Genomic DNA, 26,808 nt, shown 5'->3' with positions numbered 1-26,808 from the left:
TAAAGGGTGTCAAATTATAAAGTAAAACATCAATTAGAGACTTGATGCCTTAATTTAGAATGATGTTTTAGTCGTTACCATAATTCAATCTATCCAGCACCATTATGTCTCAAACGTCTTATACATAACAAAATTTGTAAATTTGCATTCTCGTTATGATCCAATGTAACGAAACCGTTAATTATCAAGAAGGCCTACATTTTAGTTAGGCCTTCTTTTGAAATTATTTGGTTCATATAGGTGTTTGAAGAATTAAGTTACAACATTTAGTCGCAATCCAGACACTGCCATTCTACTATACCGCTGCCTGAACCAAACCTCTCCATGGTGTATTTTTCTATATCTATTAAAAACCCTGTTTCACTGGAGTTTTGAGTACAGCAGCCATTGCAATCTGAATCTGCACACATATCATATACCATTGCGTCAATCTGATGATTTCCCTGCCTTAGCCTAAAAGTCTTTAACTTATACTGGTCAGCATCTTTCGAATGAATAGCTATAATGTTATGATTCATTACCCACGCTTCAGTCATTTTACCATCAATAAAGGCAAAATAGCCTGCCCATTGACATCCATTATAATAAATACATTCATCACTTCCTGGATCAGGATAAGAAGTGTAATGAGTTAGATTAGCCAGATTCCAACCATCATTATCATCTGGATTGCCGTTGTGATTAACAACAGTAAATTTTTCCCAAGCCTGTATTATGTCACGGTCACACATCATCGGGTTTTGTCCATTGCCAGACGATACATATTTACCATTACTACCTTGTAAAGAAATAGTGCCATCTGCATTTTCAATGATGGTAAACAGTTCCCACCCTTGAATACTATTGCGATCGCACTTCATAGATTGCTGGCCATTTTCAGAAGATAGATATTTGCCCATGCTTTTCAGTGCTACCAGACCATTCGCCTGATCAATTATGGTAAATTTCTCCCAGTCATTGGCAAACTCACGGTCACAATACATGGCGCCGGTCCCATTTTCACCACTTACAAATAATCCATTGCTACCTTTCAAGCTAATGATATCGTTGGCTGATATTCTAAAATGATTTGGACTTATCTTTGAGGCCTGTATACCGCCTTCCCCCGGATATTCGGGTTGTAGTTCTGAATGGTTAGTATTACAACTGCATAATAATGCTAACCAACACACATAGATGGTGTGATTTAACAAGTTTTTAATCATACTAAATAGGTTTATGTTGAACAAGGTCACTGTTTAGTCACCCTATTTTAAAAAACGCTTTTAGCTGTTGATTATTTTAAGAATGAAAGTAGATCACATTCTATTATGAAGCACTTTGTACCACGCCTACATCTGTTTACGCCTACAATCAGCTTCCAATAGAGGCTATACTAACAAAAGTTAATCTCAATAGTATTTAGCCATTTTATTGAGTATAGCAGAATCATTATTTATTTAATTTAACAAAGAGGTGAGGCATTTCCTTCAGATCAATGGGCTCCATATCTATCAGTTTCAATGATTTGACCATCTTTTGAGTAGAAGTTTTGTATTTTAAAAAATGCTCTGTTTTCAAGTGCGACTCATATGCTTCTCTGTTAGCATATATTTCTAATAATCTTATAGCCGTAGGTTCATTTTTGATGTACATGGGGTATATACAGATAACACCATCTTCCAGACGATAGGATGCCTCAGATTCTTCTTTCAGAATGGAAATGTAATCCTCAAAATAAGCTGAATCAATTTCTATTTCAGCTATTCTCACCATTTGATCTTTAAGATTTACCGGCTGATCGCTCTTGGTTGGACCACAAGAACAACAGACCAGTAGGATTATTATTCCTTTAAATTTATTGACAGTTTTTAAATTAAACATAACCTAAATTATTAATAAACTTTAATAAAGCCCTCTCTCTTACATACTTAATAACACCTTCTATACAACAAAGGCGAGGTATTCATATGCTTTTTGAAAAAGTTATTAAAATGGGTAGGTTCTTCAAAGCCCAAAGCAAAGGCAATTTCGGCTACGTTCCAGGATGTTTGCTTTATAAGCACCCTGGCTTCCATCAAAATTCGTTCACTGATCAGCTGTGTAGTAGTCTTATTTGTTGTTTTCTTCAAAGCACGATTTAGATGATTAGGATGTATGTTCAGTCTCTCAGCAAAGTCAGAAGCCCGCCTCAGCTCTATTCTTGGTTTGGCATGATGTAATGGAAACTGCTGGGCAAGCAATTCCGTAAACATAGCCATGATCCTATCTGCTCCGTTGCCCGGCTCATGAGCAATCTGAACAGGCTTGAGCTTCATGGCAAAATGGATTAGCTCCTGAATTAGAATTTTTAATATATCATACTTAAACTCGTAGGATCCTTGAATCTCATCATTCATTTTAAGAAACCTGCTTATCACCCAGTCTAACTGATCTTTACTCAATTCAAATACATGATTACCCATGGGTTGAAAAACAGGGTACTTATTCAGGCTCCCGTATTCATAAAAAAATTCATTATTAAAGGTAGCAGAATATCCATTTTGAGCCCTCTCAAAATGACACTCATCATAAGGTGCCAATGGGTTAGAAAAAATAAGCACCTGCCCAGGCACCTTCATTACTCTATCGGCATAATGAATGCTTCCCGCGCCCTGTAAGACCAGCACTTTGTAAGATCCACTTTGCTTAGCAGGTTTATCAACATTGACCTCCTCATTATAAGGACCTATTTCAGAAACAGAGAAATCACCCATCAATATTATGGCTTATCTATCCAGGTTAACCCAGTCTTTTCCTAAAAATGGTTGATTATAATGCCTTCTGTTAGTGGCTTGGTACAATGCATTAGCCAGCGCACCAAATATGGGAGGAAATGGTGGCTCTCCCAAGCCTGTAGGATCGATGTTATTATTCACAAAATGTACATCAATTTCTTTTGGTGAATCATTCATTCTTATCATCTGATAATCACCAAAATTAGATTTGTCGGGCACTCCATTCGTAAAAGTCATCTCTCCAAAAAAGGCATTTCCGATGCCATCCACCACAGCACCCTCAACCATGTTAGCGGCTGCATCAGGATTAATAACTACCCCACAATCAATAGCACTGGTGACCTTCTCTACACGAGGAGTTCCGTTATCCATCTTCATATCCACTACATGGGCGGCATAACTATTATGACAAAAATATGCGGCCACCCCTCGATGTAGGTCAGTATCTGCATTTTTCCAACCTGATTTATCTCTCACAAGTTCTAATACTCCTGCATATCTATCAGCATCATAATCATTTTGCTCACCTACAGGGTTAGCTTTTGCCTTTTTCAGTAGATCAAGTCTGAACTGAATAGGATCTTTGCCCGCTAATTCCGCTACTTCATCCAAAAATGACTGTTCTACTCCGCCCAAAAAGTTGGAGCGGGGTGCCCTGAATGCTCCAATGGTAATATTTGATTCAATAGACCACTCCTCTGCCAGGTAGTGATCTACCGCCCCTGCGGGAAAGCGATTAGCAGCACCTCTTCCAAGGGGGCTTTCAGGAATACCACCAGCTTTTACATGATAGGCTATGAGATTATTATCTTCATCCAACGCTGCCCGGTAAGTTGCCATATAGGCTGGGCGATAAATTCCGAAGGTCATGTCATCTTCCCTGGTATAAATCAACTTTATAGGTTTCGCTACTTTTTGAGAAATAACTGCTGCCTCTACCATGTAATGGCAGTAAGCCCTGCGGCCAAAACCTCCACCCATGCGAGTCATTACAATATCTACCTGCTCCATAGTCATTCCCAACCGATCTGCAATGGCCCCTTCAATAAACCCTGGGGCCTGAGTAGGGGCCGTAATTACTGCTTTCGTAGCAGTTACATCAGCCACGCAATTTATAGGCTCCATCATATTATGAGCAAGAAATGGTGCCGAATAGGTCTTTTCTATCACCTTAGATGCTTCCTTAAAAATCTTCTCAGGATCACCATCTTTACGTAGCAAAGCAGCTGGCTTCGAAGACTTTTGCAGCATGGCTGCCATATGTTCCTGACTATTTTCAAGACCGGGGGGTACATTTATTTTGATTTTCTCATCTCTGCCATTCATGAAATAAGACTGCTCTTCAAATTCCTCCCACTCCACCTGAATATCTCTCTTAGCCTTCATGACCTGCCAGGTGCTATACCCTACAATGGCCACTAATTCAGGAAAAGTATCGGTATCAAAGAAATTACAGGCATAATCATCATTATATGTTTTGAAAGAAAATGCATCTACAATGCCCGGCATAGCTTTAATGCTTTCGGGATCAAATGCCTTGAGCTTCATACCAAAAGCCGGTGGATGAACAATCATAGCTATGAGCATTCCCTCCTTCTTGATATCAAGACTAAACATTTCTGAGCCGGTCACTATTTTTTTGCCTTCAACATTTTTCCTGGAACTACCGATGATCTTAAAGTTGCTATTGTCTTTTAATTCTACCTTTTCAGGCGGTGTGAGCTTTGAAGCCGCCATGGCAAGCTGTCCATAGCTCTCGGACTTCCCTGATGGTTTATGTGATAGCTGCCCAAGTTCTGTAGTAATTTCATTTGATGGCACTTTCCATTTTTGTGCAGCAGCTTCCTTAAGCATGTGCTTAGCAGTAGCTCCAGCCATCCTTAATGGATTCCATGCCATGCGTATCCCCTGACTGCCTCCGGTAAACTGACGGTTGTATAATGCTGTATTAAATTCCGCCATCTCCACCATCACATTTTTCCAATCTATATCCAGTTCTTCAGCCACAATCATGGGCATAGAGGTCATTACATTTTGACCAAACTCAGGATTAGGACAGAAAATGGTTACAAGGCCGTTCTCTGCTATTTTTAGATAAGCGTTGAGCTCAAACCATTCTTCTGGCATGGTAAGTACCTCCGACTCCGTAGTAGCACTGGTGCAACTAGCCAGCCAGCTAAAACTAATCATCAATCCGCCTCCAGCTGCAGCGGAGGTTTTCAGGAATGAACGTCTTCCTATTTTGGTTTTTAGTACAGTCATGAGAAGTTAGGTTTAAATTTTAAAAGGCCTTTAATAAGCTAATCATTTTATGATCATTATTAATGACTCTAATATTGAAATTTATAGCATATAATCAGGTATACTGATTACCGATATTACTACCATTATTACCTTTATGCTCTGGTCAGGCCTCCTTAGCTAAACGTATCTGCTAATGAGGTTAACTTAGAGTTTAATCATCAATCAGCCATATACTCTTCTTCAGACACCTCTTTACCCCATACCACCTCTCCCCGCTCGGTGTTGATACTCATGGCCATGTGAGACATAGATTGCTCACTAGATGCTCCATGCCAATGCTCTAGGTTTGGCAAACAGGTAATTACTTCTCCTTCATGAACCTCACGCCTGGCGGAACCCTTCTCCTGATACCAGCCCACGCCATCTGTTATAATCAAAATCTGCCCACCGCGATGCAAATGCCACTTGGTACGTGCTCCAGCCTCGAAGGTAACATTACCAACAGCTGCATTTAATGTACTGTCATCTCTAACAAACATATGTAACCATACCTCTCCAGTGAAATGGTCGCTTGTGATTTTTTCACCTTTAGGAAATATACTCTTAGCCCGCTCCTTTTGAGCATCCGGTTCTCCACAGGACAGGAGACTCAAAAGAACTATTATGCTGATCAATAACTCTTTAATGCGTGTTTTACATTTCATCACTGGTTTTACATTTCATCACTGAGTACCTCTTTAAGTATTTTCTTTGCTACTTTTGTTTTTTTGTTACCTATTATCTTTTTAATAGTGATTATATAATCCTCAAGTTCTGATGCCGTTAGACCGGTCTTAAGGCAGATCTTCATATGTGATTTTAACATTGGCTCCAAATCCCCAAGGGCAGCTATTACAGAAATAGTGGTTAACTCTCTTTGCTTAAAGGTTAGGACGTCCCGTTCAAAAATGTCAGCAAATAAATGTTCTTTTAGGAAAACATCTATTTCAGGCGAAAATTGCTGGTAGCCTGGCTTTGAGCCATCCAGTTTTGCCTTCAGCAATTCTTCTAGTGTTTCCAGTCCTCTTTGATACCTATCACGAGTATCCACAATAGGAGAAGCTTCCTTTCCCCACTCATCTTGCACACCATTTTGCTTCCTTACCTCCAAAACCATCATGAAAGTTTGCAAGCCTCTGATACTTCTGGGAAAACCACAATACGCATAGATATGGACTAACACCTCTTTTATTTCATTGATGGTAAGTCCATTATTCAAACCCTCATCAAGAGCACTTCTGAGCCCCTCCAAATCGCCTTGAGCAGCCAATGAAGAAATTCGCACAATAGATTGCTGCTGAGGTGATAGTCCACTGGATTTATCAATTAGTTTTTGCCCTTGAAGGCTTGGAGCTAAAAAGATCATTAGACCAGTGAATATTTTCAACATAAGAGCGTGCTTTAGATTAGGCATATTGTATAACTATCTTTTTAGAGATGCAAACCATTTCACTCTTTCCGGGTCGCGATGATCAAAGAATTTGGTTTCATTAGTATCCAGCCGTGCTATCGCACTCATGTCTTCCTGAGATAATTCGAAATCAAAAACATCAATATTTTGCTCTATTCTTGAGGGCGTAACTGACTTAGGAATTACAACAATATTTCTCTGTATCATCCATCTAAGCGTGACCTGAGCCACAGATTTCCCATATTTAGCCCCAATTTTGGTTAAGATTTCATTTTGGAAATAGTCGTTTTTACCTTCTGCAAATGGGGCCCATGATTCATGTTGAACACCCAACTCATTCATCACATCATGATCTTTGAATCGCTGATAAAAGACATGTGTTTCTATTTGATTTACTGCAGGTGTTATCTCATTATAACTCACCAAATCCACCAACCTATCAGGGAAAAAATTACTCACTCCTATTGCCTTTGTTTTTCCTGTTTTTTGCAAATTTTCAAGTGCTCGCCAAGAGCCATAAACATCATTGTATGGCTGATGAAGTAAATAGAGATCTAAATAATCTAATTGTAATTTATTGATGGACTGTTCAAAGGCCTTCTGCGCATTTTCAAATCCATAATCTGAAATCCATAATTTTGTGGTTATAAATAGCTCTTCTCTTTTAATGCCACTTTCTCTAATGGCATCTCCCACGGCCTGCTCGTTCTGATAGGCCTGAGCTGTATCAATGCTTCGATAACCAGCTTCAAGTGCCTTTAAAACACTCTTTTTACATTCATCATAATCTGGAATTTGATAAACTCCATATCCTAAAATGGGCATCTCTACCCCATTATTTAATTGAATAGTCTTCATCCTAAAAGTTTTACTTAAATACATTTATTCTTTTTAACCATGCTGCCACCTGCCCTTGGACTTCCACCTGTTTTTCCCCTTCCATAACAAATAAAACACCATCTCTTTCTATACCTCCTTTAGTAGTAAACCCCTCAAGTACAGTGCTGTTAGGGCATAATTCCTTTACTGTATTGAAGCTGCTACCTACCCCATAACCAGCATTAGTATTGAATGGAATGATGGTTTTACCCCGAAGATTATATTCATTTAGAAAGCTTTTCACAGGTGGTGGCAGCTGCATTCCCCATGTAGGAAAACCAAGAAAAATAGTATCATAGGCATCTATGTCGATCTTAGTTTTTAGTGGTGGCAAATACCCTGATGCGTTTTCATCAGCCACCTGATCCACTATTTGCTGATAATCTTCAGGATATGGATTCTCTAATTCAAGCGGCAATAAACTTCCTCCAACCTGCTGATGTATCATTTCAGCTACAGCTTTGGTATTATTGGTGCGAGAAAGATATAAGATAAGAGTGCCTTCTGGCAGTGGCTTTTCTACAGCTTTATTGTACTCCTCACCCCTTGAATTGCAGGTCAGAAAAAAGGCACTGAATAATAAAATTTGCAATATCATATTTGTGAAACTGAACTTCTTTAACCTCAACATTTCAATGGTCACCCGAGGTGAGCAAGTTGGTAAATGATAGCGAGCCAAGCTTCCATTCTCCCCCTTCATGCACATAAACCTCAGTTACTTCAAACGGATTAGTTACTTCATTGCCCCCTACTTCTGCCACTAGTGTTATTCTATTGAGAAGTATAACGGTATTGTCTATAACATTAGCTCTAACCTCGTGAACATCAGCTTTCTTGTACCAAATACCACCACTCTTAATGATATTTAACTCCTGTTCTTTCCCCCATGAACCTCCCATATGCACAAACTCTGCTTTGTCATGGAATAACTTCTCCAGCTTGTCATTTTCTTTGTTTGCCATCCATTTCCATTTCTGTCCAGAAAGGGTTATAATTTTTTGTTCGAGATCTTCTTCACTTGGTATATCTATGGCACTGTACTCTTCTTGCGTAAGTTCGGTAGTCCATACTGTAGGCTTAGTACCTGAAATAGCCAGATAGGCAAAATCACTGTTTGGAGCTGCTGCATGCCAGTGCTCAACATTAGGTGTACATTTAATCACATCACCTGCATATACCACCTGACCTTTTTTCCCACGCTCCTGATAGAGACCTACTCCTTTAGTAATGAGCAGTTGCTGTCCTTCAGGATGTTTATGCCAGTTAAGCCTGGCGCCAGCGGCCATAGTAGCGAGTACAATATTGTAATCGAAAGTATCATCTGAGGCACTGATATGATTGAGCCAAACATCTCCTGTATGATGCACATTAGGTGCTTTTTCTCCTTGGGGAAATACAGACTCTTGAGCCAAAGCTGCATATGACAGCATGGTGTACATAAGTCCAAATAATAATTGCTTTTTCATGTGTATGGAATATTTAAATGAATTTCATTTCATTGACTTCTGTTAGCTTTATACAATCTTACGGCTGGATCATCTGGAAGTAAGTATATATATTACGGTTATGCCTACCATAATTACTTATTGAGGCATAAACCATCAATAATAGCCTTACATTGGAGCTCTTAAAGATTAGTAATATGAGTGATCACAAAACATTCGACACGGTTAAAGACTATAATGATTTTAATAACCACACCACCCATCATCCTCTGGTAAGTGTCCTGGACTTCTCTAAAGCTAAGCCAAGACATGGGCACAAAATGACCTTTGGCACCTATGCGATAATATTAAAAGAAGTAAAATGTGGTGATCTCATTTATGGAAAACATACTTATGACTATCAGGAAGGCACATTGGTGTTTATAGGCCCAGGTCAGGTAATAGACGTGCGAGATAAAACCGATATCTATCAACCTCTGGGCAGGGCGCTAAACTTTCATCCGGATCTAATTTTAGGATCTCCGCTAGTGAAACAGATTGAAGACTACGGTTTTTTCTCCTACAAACTCAGTGAAGCACTTCATCTATCCACAGAAGAGATGCAAACTTTTTTAGATGTACTTGACAAAATTGAAAATGAGATAAAAAGGCCAATAGATAAGCATAGCAAAAAGCTCATCAACTCAAACATTGGTTTATTATTAGACTATTGTGATCGGTTTTATGACAGGCAATTTATTACCCGACAACATATAAACACTGGTATTTTGGCGGGATTTGAAGATTTAATGAATGGCTATTTTAATTCTGAAAAACCATACACGGAAGGCCTGCCATCGGTGGCTTACTTTGCTGATCAGTTGCATTTATCCGCCAATTATTTTGGAGAATTGGTAAAAAAAGAGACCGGAAAATCTGCTCAGGAATATATCCAAACTAAATTAATAGAATTAGCCAAAGACAAAATATTCGATTCCAGCAAATCAGTGAAAGAAATTGCCTTTGAATTAGGTTTTAAATATCCGCAGCACTTTCACCGGCTATTTAAACAGAAAGTGGGTATAACTCCAAGTGAGTTTCGGAATCGAAATTAAATAATCAAGTGATTTTAATTTAGAAACTATTTTGAGTTATGATCCGAAAGCACTTTAGGCTTTCTTCTATTTGCTCCACAGGTCTCCCCTATTTCTGGATATAACTCAAATAATGATCTAAACATCTGGATATCTCTAAAATTAATATGAAAGTCATCTCCAGCACTATCGGTCCACTCAATATGAAGCATTACCTTGGCGATATCCAAGGGTCTTTTTAATCTTGTGATATGCTCAATATCATCAAATGGCAATGACCCTCTATCACACTTCATCTCTGGTAAATTGTCAATTCTGAAAAATTTTTCTTTACCTCTATAAAAGATTGTCAGATAATGAAATTTCCCTCCAAACCCTTTTTTCTTAACCTTATAAAACCCTACCTCCAATTTCATGATTTATTATATTAAGTATTTTACTAATTTAATTAGCAATTACTAATTATAAAATCACTTGATGGAAAATAAGGTCATATAGCGTTAAATATCTACCAATTTGCGTCAACAATTTTTAGAGTTATGGGTTATGTCTATTTGAACATTGACTATTCAAACCTTATAGAAAGATGAGTAAAATTGATGATCTAAAGCAAATTACTGAGTACACAAAAAAATTGCAGCAAGCCTCTTTGGAATTAAGATCCAAACTGACAGCTATAATTCTTTATAATGAACAAAGTACGGCCCTCAACTCCGATGAGAAAGAATGTATTGATAACATTACAAAGGTCATTAAAATGAAAGGTGATGAACTGGTATACTGTGAGAATAAGCTACTGGAAGTAATTGAGCATTTAGTTCTTGAGAAGGAGATGACCGCTGAACTTAAGGAATTTGGATGATGAATAAAGGTAGATTATAAAATAATCTACCTTTATTTTTTAAGGAGTCATTACCACCTTAATGCATTTATCCTTCTTATCTCTGAATGTTTTATATGCCTCAGGAGCATCATCCAGTTTCAATCTATGTGTGATAATAGCCGATGGATCAATTTCTTCACTCTTGATTTTGTTTAACAATGGCTCAAGAAATGCTTGCACATGGGTCTGCCCCATTTTAAAAGTGAGTCCTTTATTCATAGCCGCTCCAAAAGGTATTTCCACTTTATCGATGTACACTCCTGGTATTGAAACATTACCACCCTTCTTACAACATTTGATGATTTGTTCTAAAACATAAGGGTGATCACCATCAATTCTTGCCAAATCTTTAATATCATCCTTAATCACTTCTAATCTACCTGTCCCGTGAGCTTCCGCTCCTACCGAGTCAATACAACAGTCAGGACCTTTACCAGATGTCATTTCCATAAGTAAATCATATACTTCTGTTGCATTGGTAGTATTAATAGTTTCAGCCTTTCCGAAAGACCTAGCTAACTCTAGCCGCTCAGGAACGGAATCAATGGCTATTACCCTAGAGGCTCCCATCATCCATGCGCTTTTAATAGTGAATTGCCCCACTGGACCACAGCCCCAAACCGCAACTACATCACCATTTTTAATGTCTGCATTAAGCGCTGCCATATAACCTGTCGGAAAAATATCGGAAAGAAAGAGCACTTTCTCATCACCTAACTCCTCAGGTACTTTAATGGGACCAACACTGCTATAAGGAACTCGCACATATTCGGCCTGACCTCCCGAAAAGCCACCTGTCATATGAGAGTAGCCAAATAAACCAGCCATGGCATGTCCCATATTCTCCTTGGCTAGCTCTGGTTTTGGATTGCTATTATCACATAACGAGTATTCATCCTGCTCACAGTAAGTACAATGACCACAGGATATAGTAAATGGCACCACTACTCGATCACCTTTCTTAAATTTGGTCACATTCTTTCCTAACTCGACAATCTCTCCCATAAACTCATGTCCTAGAATGTCTCCCTCCTGCATAGTGGGAACCAAACCTCCTAATAAGTGAAGATCAGAGCCGCAAATAGCGGTGGAGGTAACCTTGATTATTACATCATCCGGATCTTCAATAATAGGATCAGGAACTGTATCAATACGCACGTCATTTTTCCCGTGCCAACATAGTGCTTTCATACTTCGAATATTTTAAGTTTAGATTCACAGTATGAATACTAAGATCATACCACTATATTACACTATCTATTGTATGTTTTTTAATCATTGCAAGAGTAAAAAAGCCCCATTAAAGGGGCTATATTGACTCATTAATATCTTCATGCTAATATTATACACATTAGCATTATGAAAATCAACTGAATTGGTTTAGCACCTCAAAATGAATAGGTTTAAAACTTCCGTTATTGCTATCCTCGGCCGAGCAAGCGGTTAGCCCTACTATCAAATCCATTTCAGCCTTAAATATCACATAGTCACCCGATTTACTGGTAGGTGGACAAACTTGTATTCTTCCATCTGGTGCAAATTGTACATTCATAAAAATATTAAATGCCGTAGGTATATCATCTGGGCCGATATCATACTTCGCTAGGTGAGTATAAAGGTTTTCAAAGCAACTAGGGTGATACCCTTCATGCTTATACATGATCTCAAAAGTTTCAGGACTACACGGGGCGAGTAAAAAATCATTTCTACCGTTAGTATCCTCAATGATACTGGCCATAACGTTAGATCTATTGCTCCACAGTTTATTTCCTTTGGTGAGTAAGAGTGTTTCCTCAAAATCGAGAGATTTGCCAGAAGATATTGTCTCTCTTTTATCATTAGCATTAAAGAGCACCATGTCACTCACCTGCTCCCCAGTTGGGTCAATAACTTTTAGGTATTGACCCTTTTTAATGGTGAAAGCTTCTCCACTTTGCTTTTGAATAATATGTATCATTAAACTCTACTTTGATTTAAAAAAGGACATTTCCATTGATTATCTACAGCTCTTCCACTATACTGCTTAGCCTCACTATCAGCGCCAAAATCTTCTAACATCGGATTTAAGTCTCCCTGAATTTTCGCATCATTGTCACGGATTTTATGCTTCATCACCTGGTATTTTCCTGATGCCTTTAAGTTTTCAAATTGATAATGTAGATTAAAAACCATGGCTGGTATGGGGCATTGTCTTGAAAGTCTTGAGCTTTTAGGGTGCATTCCCACGATATAAAAAGCCTTCCCCCCTACGCTAAAGCTAAAATTGTTGTCCTCCGGATTATCGCTCACAGTACCATCCCACGAGTAGTTATCTACACTATTTAGCAGTTGAAGCTGTTGCCACATTACTTTTTCGAACTCCTTTTCAGATCTTATCTTTTCCAATGAAAAAGAAGCAATAAAACTGTAAAACTTTTTGGAATTACCTTTGACACTTCTGGTGAAAGCAAGAAGATCTTGATATAGTTTCCTGGTAGATTCTACATTGTTGAAATATTGATAATCTACGATTTTAAGCGTATCGGATTTCAAAGTCGATTTTCCCATTAAACAAGGAAAGTTATCATCTGCTATATGCTGTTTTATTATTGATTGAGCGTTCATTGTTTTAGGTTTTAATTTTGAGACGCTAATACAAATTCCACTCCCGTTGCATAAAACATAAAAAATAGCCTTTTTTCCCTGATGGCTAAGGAATTATGGCCACACGATTGACTATGAGTTTCTACATGGCCATGGATCAATTTATAAATTTTTAAAAAGTACTAGGAAGTATCCATTTGAAATTTCAAGCATAGTAATCAAATCCTTCTTTGGTTAATATTATAAGTATTATATGATGTTAATCAGAACATGAGCATGCAATCATTAGAATCATATCCAATTAAACAGCATTCATATTGAAACTCACAGCCAGCTAAACTTGTCAACATTTGGGCATGAGCTCTACTATCCGGTTGAAACTCATCACAGGAAATTATATTAACGGGATCATACTCATCTTCAAAGGGTAGATATAATTTACACATTTCTCCTGTAGCTCTGAAATTGCGTTCAAAGGCACCTTGGGAACACCGGTAGAACTGGTCCTTACAAAATTGATCTCTTTCATCAAATAAACGACCTAGTAAATTATTTTCCATAGTAAGTTTCTTCACTACTTCTATGTATATCTGACTTACTTCCTCAGCTTCATAATCTATGAGACCAAATCTCGCTACTACCTCAATCCAGCTATCCCATAGGATATTATGGGACTCATTCATACTTTGAACAGACTCATACCCTAGGGCAATAGCTAATTCTAGCTTTTCTTGCTGAGATAACTCCTCTTGCTTTTCATAGAGCTCATGAGCTCTTGCATAATCCGTAGCCTGCTTTGCGCTAGATAACCACCGACTCACCAAGTCAATGAACTTGTCATCGGATTTTAGGTTATTTAAATTTTCATAAGCGTAGTCGTCTTCATGAGGTGTTTGGTCATCAGTATCTCCACAACTACTTAATAGAAATAAAATAGCGTAAGCATAGGTGATGAGTTTGAGAAGTTTTAGAAAACATTGATAAGATAGCTGGTTCATCATTATATTAAATTTTAAACCAAATCTATCTCTGTGATAAGTCAGAAGAGCTTCATTTTATAATTTGACACTTCAAAACATGTTTAATAATGCTAACAGATTTGTGTAAGCACTGAAATACTTTATGTGGAACTTCCTGAAATACTTTAACAAACCAGAGCGGCTCACCAACTTACATTTCTTTATGAAATTCCCTTTTTCAACTCATACTGTTGGGTATGGTAGTCATCTAACATTTCTAATTGCGCGACTAGAGTACGCTGTGCATCTACATCAATATTGACCAAAAGATCGGGCAGCTGGTTTAGCTTTTCATAGTAATCCTTCAGAAGGTCATGACCTTTTTTAGTGACTGATATTAGCTTGGCTCTCCTAATTAGCCTTAACGGCTGATGCTTCCTATGGCCCCACCCCTATTTCTGGAAAAGGAACTGACCTTGCCATGACGGGAGCTTATATTCTTGCGGGTGAACTTTTCAAACACGAGAATCATCAAGAGGCCTTTATGGGTTACGAAGAAAAGATGTGGCCTTATGTAGAAAAATCTCAGAAATTACCCTAGGAGTGCCCAAAACTGTCTATTCTACCTAGAAAGCAGGTGGTCGGTATTAAACTTTTTCGTAGCGCTGGCGGGGAGCAAAGCTGCAAAGTCATTTATAGGGCTATTTGGAAAAAGTAACAAAGTGGAAAAAGGTGATACTGAATTGCCTGACTATGTGCATAGCTAAACTAATTCTATAATTAATGACAAGTTCGATCTGGCAGGAAAACCCGATGTATGGCTATCAGCCAGGCGGCAAGATTTCACACCAAATTTAAGACTAAAACCCCTTAAAGAATAAGAGTTTCAGAAAAGCATCTGAAACCCTTATTTCCTTCCTAAAACAAATGACTGATAGTTAATTCATTACAGGATTTAAGACCCCTTCTATTACCCTAGTGTTTTCATTGATTTTAGCCGCCACTTCTTTAATGTCTTTTTCAGTGATGGCGTCGATACTTGAAATCAACTCCTCTTCGGTAGACAACGGTAGGTCATTTTTTATACTACTAGTAATCTTATTTAACCAATAGCGGTTGTTTTCCCTGTTTTCAACTACTCCTTTTTTTAGGTTGCTTTTAATCTCCTGGAGTTCCTTGCTATCTAGCGAATTTGATAATTGTTTAATTTCTTCATATACAATATCTGTTAATTGCTCAGCCTTTTTAGGGTTACAATTAAAACCGATACTGATCACAAAGTTGTCTTCAGGTATGTTTTGCATATAACCATAGGCCTGTACACCATAGGAACCACCTTCATCCTCACGTATCCTGTCCAGATAGCGCTTGCCTAGTAGTTGGCCAATTATATTTAATATAAGCCTATTCTCTTTGTTGTATTGTAAATCGCCGGTAAGATATATATTAACTGTGGTCTGTGGGGTCTCCATTTTTCTATTTAGGTGAACTTTAGTTATACCCGTCTTTGGTTTCATAAAATGGTTTACCGACCTTTCCTTTGAACCATCACCAGGGATATTTCCGATATACGTTTTAATAAGCTCGAGAAATTTTTCATTCTCAAAATCACCTACAAAAATGAAGTCAAAATCAGAAGCATTTTTAAAACGATCCGTGTAAACCTGCTCCATGGCATCTACAGAGAGATCATTAATGAGTCCCTTATTAAAAAGTACCGTTCGATCGCTATAATTATTCTGGGCCAAATTTACAGAATCACCAAAATCACTTTTTACGTTATTATTTTTTGCCGTTAGTGAGTTTTCTAAACTTTGCTTAATTATACCGAACGCGTCTTCGTCAAATCTAGGCGCGGTAAAAGCCAGGTAGATGCGTTGCATTAAGGTTTCAATATCATCAAGGCTACTTTCTCCAGCCATAGCTTCACCATGATCCCCTATTTCCAATGTAATGGAAGTTTGCTTGCCTTGAAGAAATTTACCAAGTTCTACTTTATTCATACTCCCTATACCAGATTCTGAGGCAAGAGAGGTGGCCACCAATGCATTGCTTAATTGTTTGGTAGCCAATAATGATTTACCCCCTGGACTGTAGGCCTGAAAAAACACCTTCTCTTTATCAAAAGTAGTGGGAAACAAGGTAACTCTGGCCCTATTAGATAAAGTATAGGTTTTTGCGTTAATTCCCTCAAAATCCTGGGTGCTTACAATTTCACCAACAGGTAATGTCTGTTCAATTAATTTTTTATCAGACAATTCCTCCTTAAATGGCTCAAGTGCGGATTTTTTCACTTTGTTCATAATATTGACTACCTCCTGCTTGCCAGGATATTCCACCTTATCAGAACCTGTAAAAGCAACTATATTACCCTTTGTGGAATAATAGCTTTTGAGATAGCTAAGCAAGTCATCAGAATGTAGGCTTTCCAAGTATGAGATTCTATAATTAAGATTCCACTCTCTGTCAGCTACTTTTTGCTTTTCAAAAAAGGCATTATATATCTCATGAGCATAAGCATCATTACTGTGCTTATCAATATTTTTCAAAGACGACTCAAGACTTGTTTTAAAAGCGGCTTTGGCCCTGCTTAACTCCGCTTCTGCTGGGCCATAAACCATAAACCTTTTAAGCTCAGTAAATGTAAATTCCAGAGCAGCGGTAAGGCTATCTTTTTTAGGCTGAGCTGTCATACTAAGGACATCAAGAGGCCTCACAAAATTAGAGAGACCAAAACCAGCAGATAGCACTGGACTATGTTCAGAACGAGCTATTTCACTTAGTCGCAGATTAAAAATATATCTGGAAAGTTGATATTTTAAATCCTCCTGAATTTCCTCTTTCATACTTAAGGATTTGTTTGCCTTATGCTGAATATAATATTGTATAACCGGTTCGCCGAGCTCTTTATCTGTAGCAGTTATATAGTTAAATTCCTTACTTATGGCCACATCAAATGTCGGACGTTCAGGCAAATCCTTTAAAAGTGGTATGCTGGCGAAAGTATCCTTCACCTTCTTCTCTATTATTTTAGGATCAATATCACCAACAATGACCACAGCCTGCTGATCCGGTCTATACCATCGGTTATAGTAGTCTCTTAAAACACCATACTCAAAATTATCTACCACTTCCATTTGCCCAATAGGCATCCTGTTTTCGTATTTTGAGCCTTTAAGCACTCCTTGCTTAAATATTTTTTCAGAAGCTCTGTTTCTTGGAGTATTACGCGAGCGCCATTCCTCCATTACTACGCCGCGTTCTTTATCAATTTCCGATTCAGTAAGTAATAGCCCTCCAGACCAATCGCGAAGCACCAAAAGCACTGAATCCAGGAGCTGTTCATTTTGCACAGGCACTTTGTTAATGTTATAAACCGTTTCATCAAAACTGGTAAAAGCGTTAATTTCTGAGCCAAATTTAATACCGTTCTTCTCCAGGTATTCAAGCATTTCTTTATCCTTATAATGCTCAGTGCCATTAAAAGCCATGTGTTCCAGAAAATGAGCCAACCCTTGTTGACCATCGTTTTCTAGAATAGAGCCTACATTCTGGGCAAAGTAAAAGGAAACTCGCTCTTTTGGCTCCTCGTGATGCATTATATAATAGTGCAGACCGTTTTTAAGAACGCCCTGTGTTATATTTGCCTCTTTAAAAGTGGTATTATCCTTCTTTTGCGCAAATGTCATTTTTTGAAAGCTCAGCGCTAACAATAAAAAGACGCATGCCTTTAGTTCAAAATTCATATCGTATAAATTATCTGTGGTTTTTCTAATCTAGTTTATTAATTATTCAGTGACTGATGTAGGAGGTGAAAGAACAGCCTCCACTACTCGGCGAGTTTTATTAATTTTTTTTGCCACCTCCATAATATCACTTGTAGTAAGTCTTTCAATACTCTTAAGACGTTCATTAACAGTATGTACAGGTAGTCCTGTTTCCACACTTTCAATTATTTCTTCAAAGTAGAACCTATTGTTATCCTGGTTTTCTGTAGCTGCTTTTTTCAGATTGCTCTTTATCTCCTCAAAGGCAACGGGGTCTATCTCATGAGAAAGCCTTTTTAGCTCCTGATGCACGATGGAAACCAGCTTGTCTATTTTATCAGGATTACCATTGAAGCTAATGTTCAATTCAAAATGGTCATCAGGAAGATGTTTCAAGCCACCATTTACGCGTACACCATAAGTGCCACCTTCTTCTTCTCGTATCTTCTCAAGGTAGCTCTTACCTAATAGCTGTTCAATAACCTCCATGGCTATTTTGTTCTTATAAGTGTAAGCCAGGCTCCTTGTAACATACACATTTACTGTAGCTTGAGGTGTTTGCATATCCCGAATCATGTGGAGTTTATTGATACCTGGCGCAGGTCTGAGGCCTCTGTCAATATATTTTTCAGAGGAATGCGTGCCTGGAATGCTTCCTATGTATTTTTGAATGATCTCTTGAAAAGCATCTTCCTCAACATCACCCATAAAAACAAACTTAAAGTCAGCAGCGTTGGTAATTCTATCCCTATACACCGCTTCTATCTTTTGCATATCGAGCTCCCTTAAAAGCTGCTCGCTCAGGTGTACTTCACGTTTATTGTAATTGGTTTTTATCATTTGCAGAGAATCTGACAAGCTCGATTGGATATTACTTTGAAGCATAGTAAGAAGCCGTTTTAAATTTTGAAGCGTGGTGTCAAATACATCGGCATCAAAACGTGGTTGAGTAAAGGCGAGGTAGATACCTTTATTTAATTTCTCCAGATTATTAACATTTGCATAGCCATCCAGTATTTCCTGATACTCCTCTATCTTTACGGTCGGCATCACAACCTCATCCGATTTACCCAACTCTTTCTTGTTCAAATTGGCCACGCCTGACTCTGCACTAAAATGGGTCGCATAAAGTGAGTTACTCAGAAGGTCTTGAGGCAGCACAGATCGACCTCCCTGGCTTACAGCTTTAAAGTATACAATATCCAGGGGAGATTTGGGGGCATATAAATACACTTCTGCACCATTAGCCAAAGTATATTTAGTGCCACCGTCATCGACCAATTGTTTTTTCTTTACAATCTCACTGCCTGGCAACTCTAAACTTTCCAATTTTTTAGCCTTAACCTCAACCTCCTCATAAGGTTTAGGCTGGGCATCATTCACCAATTTCAAGGTATTCAACACCTGACCTGCCTCTGGATAAGGCAATTTTTCGGTGCCTAAAATGGCCACTACATTACCCTGCATGCTGTAGTACTCTTTAAAAATCGGGATCAGGTCTTCTTCTGAAAGTGATATTAAATAATTTAACTGGTACTCCTGCTCCCACTTATAATCCAGATATTTATCACCTTTAAAAAGGGTTTCGTAAATGGCAATGGCATTAAATACATTAGAATTACCCGGCTTTTCAATCCCAGATTTAAAACGCTGGATCATCGAAGATTTGACACGATCAAATTCTTTCTTGGTGGCACCGTGTAGGTCAAATCTCTTCAGTTCTATAGCCGCCCATTTGATGGCCGATAGTAGACTGTCACTTTTAGGTTGTAATTCTATTTTGAGCACTTCGAGTGGTCTCACCACATCTTCTTTAAAAAAACGAGCTGAGAATACAGGGCTTCCGGGTTTGCCAGCTGAGGCTATGAGGCGAGCATCTAAAATACTCCTGACCATAGTGAGCTTCAAATCTTTTTCAATCCGTTCTAACTGGGTGAGAGTGGTATCTGGCAGGTGCTTGATGAAATATTGAATAGTAGGAATACGCAGTTCATCATCTTTAATAGGCACATAAGTAAAATCTTCACTAAACGGCACTTTAAAAATAGGGCGCTTTGGCAGATCCGTTCTCAAGGGAATGTCACCAAACATCTTTTTCACTTTACTGGCTACTGTCTCCTGGTCAAAGTCTCCTACAACTATTACTGCCTGCTGATCAGGGCGATACCATTTTCTATAATAATTTCTTAGTGTTTCATATTCAAAATTGTCTATAATAGGCATTAATCCGATAGGAGAACGCTGAGCGTATTTAGATCCTGACAAGAGCCCCAATTCGAGCACTGAATCCTGCGCTCGTTTTTGGGCATTGTAGCGAGAACGCCACTCTTCATGCACCACACCGCGTTCATTATCTATCTCATCTTCAGCTAAGGTTAAATACCCAGACCAGTCATGTAGGATTAATAAAACAGAATCTATCAGCTCAGGATCTTCTACAGGTACATTCCTAATGCTGTACACGGTTTCATCATATTTGGTAAATGCATTTATTTCTCTATCAAATCTCACCCCATGCTTCTCTAAATACTTCAACATAGCTTTGTCAGGAAAATGCTGTGTCCCATTAAAAGCCATATGTTCCAAAAAGTGAGCTAGTCCTCTCTGACTATCTTCTTCCAAAATTGAACCTACATTTTGGGCGAAATAAAAGGCCGCCCTCCCCTTCGGTTCTTCATTATGCATGATATAATAATGCATCCCGTTTGGCAGCACACCTTGGTTCATATCTGCAACCTTGGGCTCTGGCACCTCCTTTTTTTGAGCAAATGAAACGTGAACTAAACCTAATAATACAAGCTGAAATAAAATCCTTATGAATTGTAACATAAACCTATAGACCTCCCCTCTAAATTTTTTAGCTGATTGTAATTGTCAATTCCCTGTTTTAACCACTCTTTATATGCAGTGACGTCTGCATTATACCCCGATGGGGAATTAAGGTTATGCGCCTGTCCATCTATAACTACATAATATGGCTGGGCATTAGTTCTATATTTTTTGACCTGAAAATCACTCCACTTATTGCCTATAGTTTTTATATCTTTTCCTGTGACATCAGATATATATTGTTCTTCTTCCGGCAATTTCCGTTTGTCATCCACGTAAAGTGAAATTAGCACCACGTCATTTCTTAATATCTCTAAAACCTGAAGATCTGACCAGACTCGCTCCTCCATCTTTCGACAATTGACACAGGCATAACCGGTAAAATCCAGTAAAATGGGCCTATTAATCTTTTGCGCATAGGCCATTCCCTTATCGTAATCTTTAAAAACGGGGATATCATGTGGTCCCCATTCGGCTCCTTGGGGCAAATCCCGTGAATCAGAACTACTACCTTGAACCCTGGCAAACACATTGAGTCCCTCACTATAATGCTGGGGAGGTGGGAAACCACTAATCCATTTCAAAGGAGCTCCCCAAATGCCAGGAATTAAGTACACCGTAAAAGCCAACGTTAACATGCCCAACGTTAACCTGCCTACTGAAAGACGTGTAGGTGATGTATGGTCAGAGAGATTTATTCTGCCGAAAAGGTAGAGGGTGAGCGTTCCAAAAATAGCAATCCAAATGGCTAAAAATGATTCACGTTCCAGCATATGCAGTTGTAATACAAGGTCAGCATTACTCAGAAATTTTAAAGCCAGCGCCAACTCTAAAAAACCCAGAACCACCTTTACATTATTGAGCCAACTACCTGACCTGGGCAAAGAATTGAGCCAGCCCGGAAAGGCGGCAAACAATGCAAAGGGCAATGCTATGGCCATAGAAAATCCGAGCATACCTACAATGGGTGACAAACCTCCTTCTGAGGCTGCCTGAACTAACAAAGTTCCAACAATGGGGCCTGTGCATGAAAAAGAAACTAATGCTAAGGCAAAAGCCATAAAAAATATACCTACTACCCCCCCTTTATCAGCGCGAGCATCTATTTTATTAGTCCAGGAATGTGGCAGTACAATTTCAAAAGCTCCAAGAAAGGAAAATGAGAAAACTAAAAGCAGGATAAAAAACAGCAGATTAAACCATACGCTTGTAGATAAAGCATTCAACGCATCTGCACCAAATATAAGTGTGACTAAACTCCCGAGGATTACATAAATGAGAATTATGGATACTCCGTAGAGAATAGCGTTACGAACACCTTCTATTCTTGTATTACTCTTTTTGGTAAAAAAGCTAACGGTGAGCGGAATCATAGGAAAGACACATGGCGTTAGAAGTGCGGCCAAACCAGATAGAAATGACAGCAAAAATATACTCAAAAGTCCTTCCTGGGGCATTTTAGAAGGCTCCATATCATCTTTTTTGGGTTGCTCTGCCACCTCGTCGGATTTTTTACTAGTCTCCCCTTTCTGGAGTGGATTTTTTGCGCTGGAAGTCATGTCAAAAACCAGATGCTGGGTAGATGGTGGCAGGCACTGCTGATCATTGCATACCATAAACTCTACTTCACCTTTGATCTGATGAATATCAGACGATAAAACCTGAACTACCTGTTTAAAAACAGCTTGGTGTTCAAAATATTTAGTATTGATCTCGAAAACAGGATCAAAGATAGTTTCTCCCTCGGGTTCTTTAATTTTTCCTTTTAAGAAATAACCCTCTGGTGCGCTAAAAGTAAATTTTGTAGGCACCGGTCCTCCTTGCTCAATATAAAGGCCATAAATATGCCAGCTCTCCTGAATATCAGCTATAACACTCAGTTCAAACTCATTTTGCTCAATTTCCTCCACCTTAGTGGTCCATTTAACAGGATCGTAAATTTGAGCCGATATATTATTGCTTCTACACAACAACAATCCCAATAACGCCATGAAAAGTGACGTTTTAATCAGTTTATAATACCCTTTCAAAATATTAGATTTTACAAGTAACAGGTAGGATAACCAGGTGCTACAATTGAGATGACAGCGTTCATTTCATATTAAGATTTTCCATTGTCAAAAATCTCTGATAACTTTTGTGTCAAAGCCTCACCCCGCAAGTTTTTAGCTACAATTACTCCATTGGGATCAATCAGTAAATTTGATGGCACAGAATTAATCCCGTACTGCAAAGCAACTTCATTCTTCCAGTATTTTAAATCACTAACATGAATCCATGGCAAGCCATCTTTTTCTACTGCCTGGGACCAGTTTTCTTTGCTCACATCCAAAGATACACCCACTATCTCAAAATTCTCCTTCTTGTATTTGTGGTAAGCTTTCACCACAAAGGGGTTTTCTGCACGACATGGTTTGCACCAACTGGCCCAAAAATCTATAAGCACATATTTACCTCTTAAAGAGCTGAGTCTGAATTCTTTATCATCCAAGGTAGTTTGTGTGAAATCCATCGCTACTTTACCTAATACAGACTTTTTAGCTATGGCAATTTTTTCAGCGATTTTACCGCCTGTTGGTGTTTTTCTCAAATCCTCCGGAAATTGATTAAATAGCAACTCCGCCGCATCAGGATCAAAATTTTTAGGCATTTCATGTCTCAGAAATCTTTGCAGAGCAATATATGAGTCAGTATTTGAGATAATAAATTGATGTGCCACATGCTTTATGCTGTCCACATAAACCTGGATAGTATCGTAAGTAGTTAACTTTTCTTCCTTAGTCCTGTCTTTCATTCTGGCATATAAGGCTATAATTTCGTCCGTTAAAGGGGTTATTTGGTCATTTATATCCTTTGCCTGAGCATTTAGTGTAGATCCTTTGATGGTGGCTTTTTTTATTGAATCAGTAGAGTTTATTTCCATATCACTGTTCTCTATAAAAAAATGAAAAGCATCATTTTTCCAGGCTTCCTTATCGAACTTCTTGCCATGTCTCACGGTAATGTGCGCTTCTACAGGGTGCTCAACTTTGCCCTTAAAACTAAAAGCACCACCTTTTACCCTACTTGAATCAGTAACCAGGGAGTCCCACTGCTCATAAGAAAGTATAGCTATTGACGAATCTGGTAAATCAATCAGTTGACCATTGATGTTATAACCAGTATGTTTTTGCCCGGTATCCTTATCCTTGCATGATGCAAGTATTAAGATGCCAGCAGCGATTAAATATTTAATGTTTTTCATAATTGAAATTTGATTTTTGACTTCTCTAAAAGTCAGTTTATAAATGAATTTCAAACGAATTCTTAATTTTTGAATATCTCAGAAAGGCGTGTAGCAAGGTCTTCCCCGCGAAGATTTTTCGCTATGATAATTCCTTCCGGATCAACCAACATATTTTGTGGTATGGCCGTAATGCCATAGTGTTTGGCAATATCACTTTTAAATCCCCTTAGTTGACTGATATGTATCCAGGGTAATTCATCTTTTTCAATAGCATTTTCCCACGGTTTTTTACTTTCGTCCAAGGATATGCCTACAATTTCAAAGTTTTGATCCTGCAGTTTACTATAGATTTTCTTGAGGTTAGGATTTTCCGCTCTGCAGGGTTTACACCAACTGGCCCAAAACTCTAAAAGAACATAATCTCCCTTCAATGAGCTGAATGTAAATGGCTCTCCCTCCAAATTTTCGATAGTAAAGTCTGAAACCTTAGCTCCCTCCTCACTTCTTTTGGCTACATTGATCTTGTCTAAAGTCTTTTGTCCCAACTGAGATCCCCGCAACTCCTCATCGAATTCATTGAACTCTTTTTCACGAACATTGGGATCAAAATTGTACCCCAATTGATATTGGTTGAATACCAACATACCCATATAAGAATTTTTATGAGAGCTAACAAAAGTGACTAACAATGTATCTACATCCCTCTGCAATTGGCGTATGGTATCTACAGATTGCATATAGGCCTCGTCCTGTGGTTTGCCCTGTAAGCGTAAGCTAATCTCTCTCACCTTACCTGTCATAGGCTGAAGCTTGCCATAAAACTCTATGCTTTCATCATTCAAGGTGGAGCCGCTTACCTCTGCTTTTTTTACTGAATCTTCTGAAGTAATTTTCATATCAGCATTTTCCAGGTAAAAACTGATATTGTCACGGTGCCATGATTTCTCAGGAATAGAGTCTCCATGACGCACCCATATACTGGCTGCTACTGGCTCCTCAACTTCACCCTCAAATTTAAATCTCCCGTTTTCTATTGTAGCCGAATCATAAACGGTAGAATCATTTACTTTATAACTAAGATAAGCCTGAGAAGGTGAGTTCAAATCACCTACTACACCACTTAAAACAAACCCTTTCGCCTGTGTATTTTCCTCATATTTATTTTCAGAACAGCATACAAATACCAGCAAGCCAAAGGCTAGATAAAATATATTTCTCATGTTGATTTTGAATTTTAGCGAAAAGGCGATCCTAGCAGGAACTACCTTTTCGCTTATTAAATAACTAATCGTTATTGATAAGATTTGGATTTTGATCCATCACCGTTTGAGGGAACCTGAGAACCAGACGCTCTTCGGTAAGTTGGTATTCACTCTGTACAATCCCATCAGCATTATAAATTGTATGGGTAAAACTAGATACAAGAGTAGGTATCATTGGATCAACGGTAAGTCTTCTCATGTCAAACCAATAGAACCCTAAGCCGGCAAATTCTCGAAGGCGCTCGTCAAAAATAAACCTAAGTAACGCTTCCTGATCAGATGCAATATCAGCAGGAACAGCTGCATCTTCTTCAGGCATTCTGTGGCTTCTGAAATACTCCAGTGTCTCTACCGCACCGGATATATCATTATTACGACATTTCACTTCCGCATTAAGTAAATATACATCCTGTACACGTATTCCAAATGCAGTCTGGCCACTGCCTGTTCTCTTTCTATAAGTATTTTCCAAAGGATAAGCATTTCCATCTGTCGCCGCTGGTTGATACAAGTATTGTAAGCGTAAATCACTCTCGCTATATAATGACATTACCTCCGGCTTAATTGTCAACTCACTGCTAGTATTTGCCCAGTTATTAATAAACTGCTTTCCATAAAGACTCTCAGGATCAGTATCTACTCTTTGACTGCTATAGCCCTGATTGTAATCCATCAGATGAGCATCAATTCCAACATCAGGCATTTCAACTAAGGCCTGTTCAAGAAATGAGCTTGCCTGTTCAAATTTTCCCATGAAGGTATAAACCTTTCCTAATAATGCCTTTCCAGCAGCACGGGTAAACCTGAACCTGCTCTCTACTATTGTAGGCAAGTTAGGTATAGCTGTTTCAAGATCGTCAACTATAAGCTGATAAATATCTGTAACAGAAGCTCTGGTAAAGTTACCTGCAATAAGGTTTGCTTCTTCAAGTAAGGGAAAACCCAGGTCAGTAGATGATGTTTCTTCGTTATAGGGTAACCCGTAATAATTAATAAGTAAGAAGTAGGTCCAGGCACGACCTGCCCTAGCCTCTGCATAAATAGAAAGCTTCTTTTGCTCTGTACCCTCAGTCGCATCTAATACTTCGTTGATGATCTTATTATAGATATATAGGTTCTCCATCGGCAGCTCTAGTTCACCGGCATTCTCCTCATCTTCATAAATTAAGCCTTCCCAATTATACAACCTTTGTGTGCGCAAGGCAGAGCTGCTTATATTAGGCTCGAATGCTATCATTTCAGCACCCAGTGGCACTTGAGCATTGGCAGTTCTTATATTAACTAAATCTAGATTATATAACATTTTGTCATAATCCACTTCTTTTTCTGCAATCAACCGACCTTTAGGGATGATTTCAAGGAATTCATCAGAACATGCAGCAAGTAAAATCATGCTCAGTCCCAAACACAATATTTTATGATATCTTTCAAATATGAACTTCATAACCATGA

At 38.5% G+C, this 26,808-nt stretch carries 22 protein-coding genes; 2 read left to right on the top strand and 20 right to left on the bottom strand.

Annotated elements, in window-relative coordinates; all coding sequences use genetic code 11:
• Positions 1-266: 266 nt before the first annotated feature.
• The 9 genes from LVD16_RS14385 to LVD16_RS14345 form a co-directional block, all read right to left on the bottom strand.
• Positions 267-1,205 carry a fascin domain-containing protein gene (locus LVD16_RS14385; protein ID WP_233768962.1) on the bottom strand — a complete coding sequence of 313 codons (939 nt, stop codon included), beginning with the start codon at positions 1,203-1,205 and terminating at the stop codon, positions 267-269.
• A gap of 226 nt (positions 1,206-1,431) precedes the next feature.
• On the bottom strand, positions 1,432-1,863 hold the full coding sequence (locus tag LVD16_RS14380) for a putative quinol monooxygenase (protein WP_233768961.1): 432 nt from the start codon (positions 1,861-1,863) through the stop codon (positions 1,432-1,434).
• Positions 1,864-1,910: 47 nt separating this feature from the next.
• Positions 1,911-2,735: a helix-turn-helix domain-containing protein gene (locus LVD16_RS14375; protein WP_233768960.1), complete on the bottom strand. Its 825-nt coding sequence runs from the start codon at positions 2,733-2,735 to the stop codon at positions 1,911-1,913.
• Positions 2,736-2,747: 12 nt separating this feature from the next.
• Positions 2,748-5,018: a molybdopterin cofactor-binding domain-containing protein gene (locus tag LVD16_RS14370; RefSeq protein ID WP_233768959.1), complete on the bottom strand. Its 2,271-nt coding sequence runs from the start codon at positions 5,016-5,018 to the stop codon at positions 2,748-2,750.
• A 200-nt stretch (positions 5,019-5,218) separates the two neighbouring features.
• The gene (locus tag LVD16_RS14365; protein ID WP_233768958.1) at positions 5,219-5,704 is read right to left on the bottom strand and encodes a cupin domain-containing protein; all 486 of its coding nucleotides are present in this window, start codon (positions 5,702-5,704) and stop codon (positions 5,219-5,221) included.
• A gap of 8 nt (positions 5,705-5,712) precedes the next feature.
• Complete coding sequence (locus LVD16_RS14360; RefSeq protein WP_233768957.1) at positions 5,713-6,429, bottom strand: carboxymuconolactone decarboxylase family protein; 717 nt, start codon at positions 6,427-6,429, stop codon at positions 5,713-5,715.
• A 33-nt stretch (positions 6,430-6,462) separates the two neighbouring features.
• Entirely contained in the window at positions 6,463-7,308 is an 846-nt protein-coding gene (locus tag LVD16_RS14355; RefSeq protein ID WP_233768956.1) for an aldo/keto reductase, read from the bottom strand.
• A gap of 10 nt (positions 7,309-7,318) precedes the next feature.
• The gene (locus tag LVD16_RS14350) at positions 7,319-7,927 is read right to left on the bottom strand and encodes a flavodoxin (RefSeq protein WP_233768955.1); all 609 of its coding nucleotides are present in this window, start codon (positions 7,925-7,927) and stop codon (positions 7,319-7,321) included.
• A 34-nt stretch (positions 7,928-7,961) separates the two neighbouring features.
• Complete coding sequence (locus LVD16_RS14345; RefSeq protein WP_233768954.1) at positions 7,962-8,795, bottom strand: DUF4440 domain-containing protein; 834 nt, start codon at positions 8,793-8,795, stop codon at positions 7,962-7,964.
• Positions 8,796-8,971: 176 nt separating this feature from the next.
• Here LVD16_RS14345 and LVD16_RS14340 point away from each other — a divergent pair, with 176 nt between their 5' ends.
• The gene (locus tag LVD16_RS14340; protein ID WP_233768953.1) at positions 8,972-9,868 is read left to right on the top strand and encodes a helix-turn-helix domain-containing protein; all 897 of its coding nucleotides are present in this window, start codon (positions 8,972-8,974) and stop codon (positions 9,866-9,868) included.
• 26 nt (positions 9,869-9,894) lie between these two features.
• Here the strand turns inward: LVD16_RS14340 and LVD16_RS14335 are convergent, their stop codons facing one another.
• A complete protein-coding gene (locus tag LVD16_RS14335) occupies positions 9,895-10,263 on the bottom strand; it encodes a hypothetical protein (protein ID WP_233768952.1) in 369 nt (122 codons plus the stop codon).
• A 170-nt stretch (positions 10,264-10,433) separates the two neighbouring features.
• Here LVD16_RS14335 and LVD16_RS14330 point away from each other — a divergent pair, with 170 nt between their 5' ends.
• Entirely contained in the window at positions 10,434-10,709 is a 276-nt protein-coding gene (locus tag LVD16_RS14330) for a hypothetical protein (protein ID WP_233768951.1), read from the top strand.
• 39 nt (positions 10,710-10,748) lie between these two features.
• On the opposite strand, the gene LVD16_RS14325 is transcribed toward LVD16_RS14330, so the two are convergent.
• The 10 genes from LVD16_RS14325 to LVD16_RS14280 form a co-directional block, all read right to left on the bottom strand.
• Positions 10,749-11,921, bottom strand: a complete 1,173-nt coding sequence (locus LVD16_RS14325) for a zinc-dependent alcohol dehydrogenase (RefSeq protein ID WP_233768950.1) — start codon at positions 11,919-11,921, stop codon at positions 10,749-10,751.
• Positions 11,922-12,096: 175 nt separating this feature from the next.
• A complete protein-coding gene (locus tag LVD16_RS14320) occupies positions 12,097-12,687 on the bottom strand; it encodes a DUF1989 domain-containing protein (protein WP_233768949.1) in 591 nt (196 codons plus the stop codon).
• Positions 12,687-13,364: a guanitoxin biosynthesis heme-dependent pre-guanitoxin N-hydroxylase GntA gene (gene gntA, locus LVD16_RS14315; RefSeq protein ID WP_305039003.1), complete on the bottom strand. Its 678-nt coding sequence runs from the start codon at positions 13,362-13,364 to the stop codon at positions 12,687-12,689. The genes LVD16_RS14320 and gntA overlap by 1 nt, the downstream gene beginning before the upstream one ends.
• A 212-nt stretch (positions 13,365-13,576) precedes the next feature.
• Complete coding sequence (locus LVD16_RS14310; protein ID WP_233768947.1) at positions 13,577-14,314, bottom strand: hypothetical protein; 738 nt, start codon at positions 14,312-14,314, stop codon at positions 13,577-13,579.
• 896 nt (positions 14,315-15,210) lie between these two features.
• Complete coding sequence (locus tag LVD16_RS14305) at positions 15,211-18,018, bottom strand: M16 family metallopeptidase (protein ID WP_233768946.1); 2,808 nt, start codon at positions 18,016-18,018, stop codon at positions 15,211-15,213.
• 42 nt (positions 18,019-18,060) lie between these two features.
• Entirely contained in the window at positions 18,061-20,868 is a 2,808-nt protein-coding gene (locus LVD16_RS14300; protein ID WP_233768945.1) for a M16 family metallopeptidase, read from the bottom strand.
• Positions 20,853-22,859 carry a protein-disulfide reductase DsbD family protein gene (locus tag LVD16_RS14295; protein ID WP_233768944.1) on the bottom strand — a complete coding sequence of 669 codons (2,007 nt, stop codon included), beginning with the start codon at positions 22,857-22,859 and terminating at the stop codon, positions 20,853-20,855. The genes LVD16_RS14300 and LVD16_RS14295 overlap by 16 nt, the downstream gene beginning before the upstream one ends.
• 110 nt (positions 22,860-22,969) lie before the next feature.
• Positions 22,970-24,112 carry a TlpA disulfide reductase family protein gene (locus LVD16_RS14290; RefSeq protein ID WP_233768943.1) on the bottom strand — a complete coding sequence of 381 codons (1,143 nt, stop codon included), beginning with the start codon at positions 24,110-24,112 and terminating at the stop codon, positions 22,970-22,972.
• Positions 24,113-24,174: 62 nt separating this feature from the next.
• Complete coding sequence (locus LVD16_RS14285; RefSeq protein WP_233768942.1) at positions 24,175-25,314, bottom strand: TlpA disulfide reductase family protein; 1,140 nt, start codon at positions 25,312-25,314, stop codon at positions 24,175-24,177.
• Between the two features lie 64 nt (positions 25,315-25,378).
• Positions 25,379-26,800 (bottom strand): RagB/SusD family nutrient uptake outer membrane protein, encoded by a 1,422-nt coding sequence (locus LVD16_RS14280; protein WP_233768941.1) that lies wholly within the window; start codon positions 26,798-26,800, stop codon positions 25,379-25,381.
• Positions 26,801-26,808 lie beyond the last annotated feature (8 nt).

It is taken from the genome of Fulvivirga ligni, assembly GCF_021389935.1.
Lineage (GTDB): Bacteria > Bacteroidota > Bacteroidia > Cytophagales > Cyclobacteriaceae > Fulvivirga > Fulvivirga ligni.
This window is presented reverse-complemented; position numbering and strand designations above follow the sequence as displayed.

What these genes read in the sequence shown, in the direction of transcription:
- LVD16_RS14385 (WP_233768962.1), bottom strand. Translation starts at nt 1,205, where the DNA reads ATGATTAAAAACTTGTTAAATCACACCATCTATGTGTGTTGGTTAGCA.
- LVD16_RS14380 (WP_233768961.1), bottom strand. Translation starts at nt 1,863, where the DNA reads ATGTTTAATTTAAAAACTGTCAATAAATTTAAAGGAATAATAATCCTA.
- LVD16_RS14375 (WP_233768960.1), bottom strand. Translation starts at nt 2,735, where the DNA reads ATGGGTGATTTCTCTGTTTCTGAAATAGGTCCTTATAATGAGGAGGTC.
- LVD16_RS14370 (WP_233768959.1), bottom strand. Translation starts at nt 5,018, where the DNA reads ATGACTGTACTAAAAACCAAAATAGGAAGACGTTCATTCCTGAAAACC.
- LVD16_RS14365 (WP_233768958.1), bottom strand. Translation starts at nt 5,704, where the DNA reads ATGAAATGTAAAACACGCATTAAAGAGTTATTGATCAGCATAATAGTT.
- LVD16_RS14360 (WP_233768957.1), bottom strand. Translation starts at nt 6,429, where the DNA reads ATGTTGAAAATATTCACTGGTCTAATGATCTTTTTAGCTCCAAGCCTT.
- LVD16_RS14355 (WP_233768956.1), bottom strand. Translation starts at nt 7,308, where the DNA reads ATGAAGACTATTCAATTAAATAATGGGGTAGAGATGCCCATTTTAGGA.
- LVD16_RS14350 (WP_233768955.1), bottom strand. Translation starts at nt 7,927, where the DNA reads ATGATATTGCAAATTTTATTATTCAGTGCCTTTTTTCTGACCTGCAAT.
- LVD16_RS14345 (WP_233768954.1), bottom strand. Translation starts at nt 8,795, where the DNA reads ATGAAAAAGCAATTATTATTTGGACTTATGTACACCATGCTGTCATAT.
- LVD16_RS14340 (WP_233768953.1), top strand. Translation starts at nt 8,972, where the DNA reads ATGAGTGATCACAAAACATTCGACACGGTTAAAGACTATAATGATTTT.
- LVD16_RS14335 (WP_233768952.1), bottom strand. Translation starts at nt 10,263, where the DNA reads ATGAAATTGGAGGTAGGGTTTTATAAGGTTAAGAAAAAAGGGTTTGGA.
- LVD16_RS14330 (WP_233768951.1), top strand. Translation starts at nt 10,434, where the DNA reads ATGAGTAAAATTGATGATCTAAAGCAAATTACTGAGTACACAAAAAAA.
- LVD16_RS14325 (WP_233768950.1), bottom strand. Translation starts at nt 11,921, where the DNA reads ATGAAAGCACTATGTTGGCACGGGAAAAATGACGTGCGTATTGATACA.
- LVD16_RS14320 (WP_233768949.1), bottom strand. Translation starts at nt 12,687, where the DNA reads ATGATACATATTATTCAAAAGCAAAGTGGAGAAGCTTTCACCATTAAA.
- LVD16_RS14310 (WP_233768947.1), bottom strand. Translation starts at nt 14,314, where the DNA reads ATGATGAACCAGCTATCTTATCAATGTTTTCTAAAACTTCTCAAACTC.
- LVD16_RS14305 (WP_233768946.1), bottom strand. Translation starts at nt 18,018, where the DNA reads ATGAATTTTGAACTAAAGGCATGCGTCTTTTTATTGTTAGCGCTGAGC.
- LVD16_RS14300 (WP_233768945.1), bottom strand. Translation starts at nt 20,868, where the DNA reads ATGTTACAATTCATAAGGATTTTATTTCAGCTTGTATTATTAGGTTTA.
- LVD16_RS14295 (WP_233768944.1), bottom strand. Translation starts at nt 22,859, where the DNA reads ATGGCGTTATTGGGATTGTTGTTGTGTAGAAGCAATAATATATCGGCT.
- LVD16_RS14290 (WP_233768943.1), bottom strand. Translation starts at nt 24,112, where the DNA reads ATGAAAAACATTAAATATTTAATCGCTGCTGGCATCTTAATACTTGCA.
- LVD16_RS14285 (WP_233768942.1), bottom strand. Translation starts at nt 25,314, where the DNA reads ATGAGAAATATATTTTATCTAGCCTTTGGCTTGCTGGTATTTGTATGC.
- LVD16_RS14280 (WP_233768941.1), bottom strand. Translation starts at nt 26,800, where the DNA reads ATGAAGTTCATATTTGAAAGATATCATAAAATATTGTGTTTGGGACTG.